The sequence below is a fragment of the Megasphaera sp. SC8-1 genome (genome assembly GCF_024436295.1).
Lineage (GTDB): Bacteria > Bacillota > Negativicutes > Veillonellales > Megasphaeraceae > Megasphaera > Megasphaera elsdenii.
In genome coordinates, this window is sequence record NZ_JANFQH010000018.1 from 1 (window position 1) to 7,698 (window position 7,698).

At 53.8% G+C, this 7,698-nt stretch carries 5 protein-coding genes; all 5 read left to right on the plus strand.

Going from position 1 to position 7,698, the window contains the following annotated elements; all coding sequences use genetic code 11:
* The first annotated feature begins 89 nt into the window (after positions 1 to 89).
* Entirely contained in the window at positions 90 to 587 is a 498-nt protein-coding gene (locus NOS26_RS05705; protein ID WP_095340324.1) for a copper amine oxidase N-terminal domain-containing protein, read from the plus strand.
* Between the two features lie 208 nt (positions 588 to 795).
* Positions 796 to 1,740, plus strand: a complete 945-nt coding sequence (locus NOS26_RS05710) for an aspartate carbamoyltransferase catalytic subunit (protein WP_014015804.1) — start codon at positions 796 to 798, stop codon at positions 1,738 to 1,740.
* Positions 1,724 to 3,010, plus strand: a complete 1,287-nt coding sequence (locus NOS26_RS05715) for a dihydroorotase (protein ID WP_255917395.1) — start codon at positions 1,724 to 1,726, stop codon at positions 3,008 to 3,010. Before NOS26_RS05710 ends, NOS26_RS05715 begins: the two co-directional genes overlap by 17 nt.
* Entirely contained in the window at positions 3,010 to 4,068 is a 1,059-nt protein-coding gene (carA, locus tag NOS26_RS05720; protein ID WP_255917396.1) for a glutamine-hydrolyzing carbamoyl-phosphate synthase small subunit, read from the plus strand. The genes NOS26_RS05715 and carA overlap by 1 nt, the downstream gene beginning before the upstream one ends.
* A 1-nt stretch (position 4,069) precedes the next feature.
* Positions 4,070 to 7,273 (plus strand): carbamoyl-phosphate synthase large subunit, encoded by a 3,204-nt coding sequence (gene carB, locus NOS26_RS05725; RefSeq protein ID WP_074787134.1) that lies wholly within the window; start codon positions 4,070 to 4,072, stop codon positions 7,271 to 7,273.
* Positions 7,274 to 7,698 lie beyond the last annotated feature (425 nt).

Below are 7,698 nucleotides of genomic sequence, written 5' to 3' on the forward strand. Positions count from 1 at the left end.
TATTAGCAGGAAAACGGCGGGCTTTGTCGAATATATTATATATACCTTATTTATGACTCAATTTTATTTTATATAAAGGGGGGATCCCTATGAGGAGAAGGATTATCTTAGCGATGGTCGTAGCGGCTTTGGCTTGCGGGCCGGCCTGGGCTTATGATGAAGGACCGGTCATGGGGCCGTATTCGGCGATTCCCGGATTGACAGCGGTGCAGCAATGCCAGTTGACGGTGGCCGGCAAGGTCATGGACCCGGCAGAGGGGGCTGTTTTACAGGAAAATAATGTGGTCATGATTCCCTTGCGGAAAGTGGCGGAACAGCTCGGTTATACCGTGACCTGGGATCCTGACGATCAGAGCGTCCGCGTAGAAATGAACATTGCCTATATCATCGTCAAACCCGGTGAAGACTGGTATGAACGGATCGGGACAATCAAGAAGGTCAACTTGAACCACATCTTCCAGTACGGCGCCGGTCCGGTCAATGTCAATGGCACGATGTATGTCCCGGCACAGCTTTTCGAAGCCTTTTATAACAGCGTTTCCATTACGCCGCAGGCCGTGACGATTACGCCGGCATCGACGGACTGAAGTCGTGAAAAAACTGCTTGACTTTATGGGCCTTGGTCGATACAATATATAGAAGAATATGTGGCAGTCCCGTGAGGCTGTGCGATTCTAATACTTTCAGATTGTACCTTTAATGTAGTCCGGAGAGGCTAAAAAGGGACATATTTTGCCATGCTTATAATATGACCTTTGCCCTGCGGCAGAGGTCTTTTTTTACAAGGAGGATTCGATGGTTAGTATACAGGGCAAAAGCCTGTTGGGGCTCCAGGGAGTACCGAAGGAAGAAATTGAATTGATACTGCGGGTCGCTAAGAAGATGAAGGCCGTCGTCAACAGCGGGAATAAGAAGTTATCCCTGCTCAAAGGGAAATCGGTGGTCAACATGTTCTGGGAACCGAGTACGCGTACGCGCGGTTCCTTTGAAATGGCTGCCAAGTATCTCGGCGCTGATGTCATCAACTTTACGCCGCGGGGAAGCTCCATCCAGAAAGGTGAAAGTTTCCGCGATACCCTGCTGACGGTAACGGCTATGGGTGTCGATGCCATCGTCATGCGTCAGAAACAGGAAGGTTCGCCGTGGTTTGCTGACCGCTGTGTCGACCCGATTATCATTAACGCCGGTGACGGCGCTCACGAACATCCGACGCAGGGCCTCCTCGACATGTTCACCATTAAGGAAGTCAAAGGTCACATCGACGGCTTGAAAGTTGTCATCGTCGGCGATATCGACCACGGCCGCGTCGCCCGCTCCAATATCTATGGTCTCAAGACCATGGGTGCCGACGTCCACCTCGTCGGTCCGCGGACGCTGCTCCAGCCGGAATTGGAAGCTATGGGTGTCAAAGTCCACTACGATTTGAAGGAAGCTATCCAGGATGCTGACGTCATCAACGTCTTACGTATCCAGAAAGAACGTCAGGGTATCGGCTTCTTCCCCAGTGCCGGTGAATACAATTCGCTTTTCGGCATTAACCGGGACCGCCTGAAATGGGCGAAAGACGATGTCCTCGTCCTCCATCCGGGTCCCATGAACCGGGGCATCGAAATCGAACCGGATACATGTTACAGTGAATTTTCTTCGATTCAGGAACAGGTCAAGAACGGCGTGTCCGTCCGTATGGCCGTATTATATCTGACAATTATGGGAGGCGATGACGTTGACACTACTCGTTAAAGGCGGCAGAGTCGTAAATCCGGCCATGCAGCAGGATGAAATTTGTGACATTCTCATTGAAAATGGTAAAATTAAGGAAGTCGGAGCTAATCTCAGTGCGGACGGTGCGGAAATCTTCGACGCATCGGGCCTCGTCGTAGCACCGGGCTTCATCGATATGCACGTCCATCTCCGCCAGCCGGGTCAGTCCGGCAAGGAAACGATTGAAACGGGGACGAAGGCCGCTGCTGCCGGTGGTATCACCCGTGTAGCGACCATGCCGAATACCAAGCCGGTTATCGATTCGGCAATCATCGTCGACGGCATGAAGTATAAAATAGAACGGGAAGCCAAAGTCAAAGTCGAAATCATCGGCGCTATTTCCAAGGGCCTCCAGGGCCAGGAACTGGCTGCTATGGGTGCCATGGCCAAAGAAGGCGTCGCTGCTTTCTCCGATGATGGCCGCTACGTAGAAAACTGCGATTTCATGCGTAAAGCCATGGAATATGCCAGCATGTTCCACAAGGTCATCATCGACCATTGCGAAGAACAGAGCCTCGTCGAAGGCGGCAACATGCACGAAGGTGTCGTTTCCAATGAACTGGGCATCAAAGGCCGTCCGGCCGTTGCCGAAGACATTGCCGTCGCCCGCGACATCTTCCTGGCCGAAGCGACACATACGCCGGTCCACATCGCCCACATCAGCACGAAGAATGCTGTCGAACTGGTCCGCCAGGCCAAGAAGCGCGGTGTCCAGGTCACGGCAGAAGTTACGCCGCAGCACCTCATCTTCACGGACGAAGTCTTGCGTACTTTTGAAACACGGTATAAAGTCAATCCGCCGATCCGTTCGGAAGAACACCGCGCAGCCTGCGTCGCCGGTTTGCAAGATGGCACCATCGATGCCGTCGTCACCGACCATGCGCCGCATGAATGGGAAGAAAAGGACCAGGAATTTAACCTGGCTCCCAGCGGCTTCGTCGGCTTGGAAACGAGCGTCGGCGCCATGCTGACTTATATGTATCATACGGGTAACATCGACCTCATGACCCTGGTCAATGCCATGTCGACAGCCCAGGCCAAGATCCTCGGCCTCGACGCCGGCGTCATCGCTCCGGGCAAGGATGCCGATTTGACCGTACTCGATCTCGATAAAGAATGGACGGTAGATGCCTCGAAATTCTATTCCAAGGGAAAAGCGTCGCCTTTCGATGAAATGATTTTCAAAGGCAAGGCTGCGGCTACCATCGTCAACGGTAAAATTGTGATGAAAAACGGGGAGGTTTTATAATGAAAGGTGTCCTCATATTAGAGAACGGACAGAAATTTTATGGCAATATGCTGATGGATGAACCAGCTGTCGGCGAAGTTGTCTTCAATACGGGCATGACAGGCTATCAGGAAACGTTCACCGATCCGTCCTATGCCGGTCAGATCATTACCATGACCTACCCGCTCATCGGTAACTACGGTTTGTTCCACGAAATCGAACAGGCCGACCGGCCCTATGCTGCCGGCTTCATCGTCAGCGAACTCTGTGAAGAACCGAGCAACTGGCAGAACGAAGGCAAACTGTCTACCTTTATTATGACACACCACATCCCCTGCCTCTATGGCGTCGATACGCGTGCCATTACCCGGGCTATCCGCAGCCAGGGCGTCATGAAGGGCGTCATCGTGCCGGAAACAATGGATGAAAGCGCCATTAAGGAACTCTTTGATACGCCGCTGGAAACGCAGCTCGTCCGCCGCGTCACGACGCGGGAAATCAAGCACATGGGCGATGGCCGCTTCCACGTCGCCGTCATGGATTACGGCGCCAAAGCTAATATCCTTCGCGAATTGGTCAACAGCGACTGCCGTTTGACCATCTTCCCGGCTGAAACCAAGGCCGAAGAAGTCTTGGCTGTCAACCCGGACGGCATTTTCCTGAGCAATGGCCCTGGCGATCCGAAGGACGTTCCCTACATCGTCGAAGAAGTCAAGAAGCTGATCGGCAAGAAACCGATTTTCGGCATCTGCCTGGGTCTCCAGATGCTCGGCCTGGCCCTGGGCGGCAAGAGCCGCAAACTGACTTTCGGTCACCGCGGTGCCAACCATCCGGTCAAAGATATCCGCACGGGCCGCGTCTACATTACGTCCCAGAACCACGGCTATGTCATCGACGAAGCCTCCTTGCCGGCTGACGTCGTCGTCACGCACCGCAACCTCCACGACAACACCCTTGAAGGTTTTGAAGTCCCGTCCAAGAAAATCATGTGCGTCCAGTACCATCCGGAAGCCTCGCCGGGACCGACTGATAATCTGTATCTGTTTACACAATTCGTCAAGATGATGGAGGAAAACTAACATGGTAGAAGGATTGAAGAAAGTACTCGTTATCGGTTCGGGCCCTATTATCATCGGTCAGGCCGCTGAATTTGACTATGCCGGCACCCAGGCCTGCCGCGCTTTGAAAGAAGAAGGATTGGAAGTCGTCCTCATCAACAGCAACCCGGCGACGATTATGACGGATGAAGACATTGCCGACCGCGTCTATGTCGAACCGATTTCCCTCGATTACGTTACAGAAGTCATCGAAAAAGAACGGCCTGATGGCCTGCTGGCTACCCTCGGCGGCCAGGTCGGCCTGAACATGGCTGTCCAGCTGGCCAATGCCGGCGTCCTGGAAAAATATAACGTCCAGCTCTTGGGTACGCACCTGTCGGCTATTGAAGAAGCGGAAGACCGGGAACTCTTCAAGAAAGCCATGAAGGACATCAACCAGCCGGTACCGGAAAGCGATATCTTTGAAGATGTCCCGTCGGCTATCGAATTCGCCGATAAGATCGGCTACCCGATCATCGTCCGTCCGGCCTTTACCCTCGGCGGTACAGGCGGCGGTATCGCTCATGACGAAGACGAATTGTTCATGATCGCCACGCGCGGCATCAAACTCAGCCCGATTAACCAGATCCTCGTCGAACGCTCTGTGGCCGGCTGGAAGGAAATCGAATACGAAGTCATGCGCGACAAGGCCGATAACTGCATTATCGTCTGCAACATGGAAAACATCGATCCCGTCGGTATCCATACGGGCGACTCTATCGTCGTCGCTCCGAGCCAGACCTTGAACGATTTGCAGTACCAGATGCTGCGTACGGCTTCTCTGGCCATCATCCGCCGCTTGAAAATAGAAGGCGGCTGCAACGTCCAGTATGCCCTCGACCCGAACAGCAATCAGTATTACGTCATCGAAGTCAATCCCCGTGTCAGCCGTTCGTCGGCCCTGGCTTCTAAAGCGACGGGCTATCCCATCGCTAAGGTTGCCGCTAAAGTTGCTACGGGCTTGACCCTGGACCAGATTACCAATGCCGTCACGGGCAAGACGACGGCTTGCTTTGAACCGACCTTGGACTACTGCGTCGTCAAGTTCCCGCGCTGGCCCTTTGAAAAATTCGCCCTTGCCGATAAGACACTGGGCACGCAGATGAAGGCTACTGGTGAAGTCATGGCTCTCGACCGTTGCTTTGAAGGGGCTCTGCTCAAAGCCGTCCGCTCCCTGGAAATCGGCGTTAACTACATTTCCATGAAGAAGCTCGAAAGCAAATCCCTCATCGATATTGTCGAACTCCTGCAGAAACAGGATGACGAACGGCTCTTCGTTGTCGCCCAGGCCCTGCGTCTCGGTATCAGTGAAGAAAAGATTCACTATATCACCGGCTATGACCTGTGGTTCCTCCATAAGATCAAAAACATCATCGATTTGGAATCTGATTTGAAGCGCAATAACTTGACTGTCGACAATGTCCGCCTGGCCAAACGCTACAGCATGCCCGATGTCATCATTGCCGGCTTTACCAACAAGACGGAAGACGAAGTCCGCCAGTTCCGCCTCGATCATGGCATTACGCCGACCTTCAAGATGGTTGATACGTGTGCTGCTGAATTTGAAGCGGCAACGCCGTATTACTATTCGTGCTATGCTGACGAAGATGAAGTCAAACCGCTGGGCAAGAAGAGCGTTATCGTTCTCGGTTCCGGACCGATCCGCATCGGCCAGGGTATCGAATTCGACTACTGCTCAGTCCATTCGGCCTGGGCGCTGCGCAAAGCCGGCATGAACAGCATCATCGTCAACAACAACCCGGAAACGGTCAGCACCGACTTCGATACGTCAGACAGCCTGTATTTTGAACCGCTCACGGTTGAAGACGTCATGGCTGTCGTCGACAAGGAAAAACCAGTCGGCGTCATCTGCCAGTTCGGCGGTCAGACGGCCATCAACCTGGCAGCTCCTTTGGCAAAACGGGGCGTCACCGTCCTCGGTACGTCTGTCGACGGCATGGACCGCGCTGAAGACCGCGAACGCTTCGATGAAGTCCTGGCTAAATTGAACATTCCCCGCCCAGATGGCCGCATCGCGACGAGCGATAAAGAAGCCATGAAGGTTTCCAAGGAACTGGAATTTCCGCTCATCGTCCGCCCGTCTTACGTCCTCGGCGGCCGGGCTATGGAAATTGTCTACAACGAAAAAGAATTGGAACGCTACCTCCGCGAAGCCGTCATCGCCTCGCCGGACCATCCGATCCTCATCGACGAATACATGGTCGGCCGTGAAGTCGAAGTCGACGCCGTTGCCGATGGTACGGACGTCTACATCCCGGGCATCATGGAACAGGTCGAACGGGCCGGTGTCCATTCGGGTGACTCCATCGCCGTCTATCCGCCGCAGCACCTGGACCAGGATATGATCGACCAGATCGTCGATTACACGACGCGCATTTCCTTGGAATTGCAGGTCAAAGGCTCGGTCAACATCCAGTTCGTCGTCTCCCGCGGTAAATTGTACATCATCGAAGTCAATCCGCGTTCAAGTCGTACCGTTCCTTTCCTGAGCAAGGTTACGCACTTCCCGATTGTCGAAATCGCAACCCGCATCGCCCTGGGCGAAACGCTGAAAGACATGGGCTATCACAGTGGCCTCATGCCGGCTAAGAAACACGTCGCCGCCAAGGCACCGGTCTTCTCGTTCAGCAAGATCGGCCTGGCTGAAATCGCCCTCGGGCCGGAAATGAAGTCGACTGGTGAAGTCATGGGTATCGGTCATTCTTACTCCGAAGCCCTGTACAAAGCGGTCAACGGCGCGAAGATGAAGATTCCTGCCGGCGGTACGATTTTGGTCACTGTCGCTGACCGCGATAAAGCCGAAGCCCTCCAGCTGGCTGAAGGCTTCAAGGAATTAGGCTATCACATCATCGCTACGGAAGGGACGGGCAAATACTTCAACGACCACGGTATGCCTGTCGACATCGTCCGTAAGATCCATGAAGGCGGCCAGAATATCGCCACCCTGATCCGCAACGGCAAGATCGACTTGGTCCTCAATACCCTGACCTATGGCAAGCATCCGGAACGCGATGGTTTCAACCTCCGCCGTATGGCCGTAGAACTCGCCGTTCCCTGCCTGACCTCCCTGGATACAGCCCGTGAAGTACTCCGCGTCTTTGCCAATAAAGGCAAAAACGAAGGCTACCATCACGTCGCTGCCTTGCAGGATTACGACATGGAATAAAATAACGCAGTCCGCCGGCCGCAGTCCGGTAAAGGGATTGTGCACGAAGGTTTCTGCCATCGTGCACAATCCCTTTTTGTATGTCGTTTGTCGTAGTTCGTTCATCGTTTGCGGGACGGGCTCGCTGGCGCATCGCCGTTCTCGGACTCAGATGGCGCTGCGCGCCTTTAGACTCAGACTGACAATGCGGCTTCGGGTGACCCCTGCGGCGCATAGCGGGCGCCCGGTTATGGGCGCCTCTACGTACGGGCTGCGCCGTGTATTTTTTATTGCCGGAGGCAATCGTAGGGGCCGCCATAACCGGCGGCCCGCGTGGATATTGTGTATAATCGCTTTTTGTTTTTGGGGGGATATTTCAGAATTATTTTTCTAATTGATGACGTAATTGCTAGTTAAGCGGATTGTTTTCAATATATTCCATGATT

Excerpts from the sequence above, each read along its gene's own strand:
- NOS26_RS05705 (WP_095340324.1), top strand. The coding sequence starts at position 90 with ATGAGGAGAAGGATTATCTTAGCGATGGTCGTAGCGGCTTTGGCTTGC.
- NOS26_RS05710 (WP_014015804.1), top strand. The coding sequence starts at position 796 with ATGGTTAGTATACAGGGCAAAAGCCTGTTGGGGCTCCAGGGAGTACCG.
- carA (WP_255917396.1), top strand. The coding sequence starts at position 3,010 with ATGAAAGGTGTCCTCATATTAGAGAACGGACAGAAATTTTATGGCAAT.
- carB (WP_074787134.1), top strand. The coding sequence starts at position 4,070 with ATGGTAGAAGGATTGAAGAAAGTACTCGTTATCGGTTCGGGCCCTATT.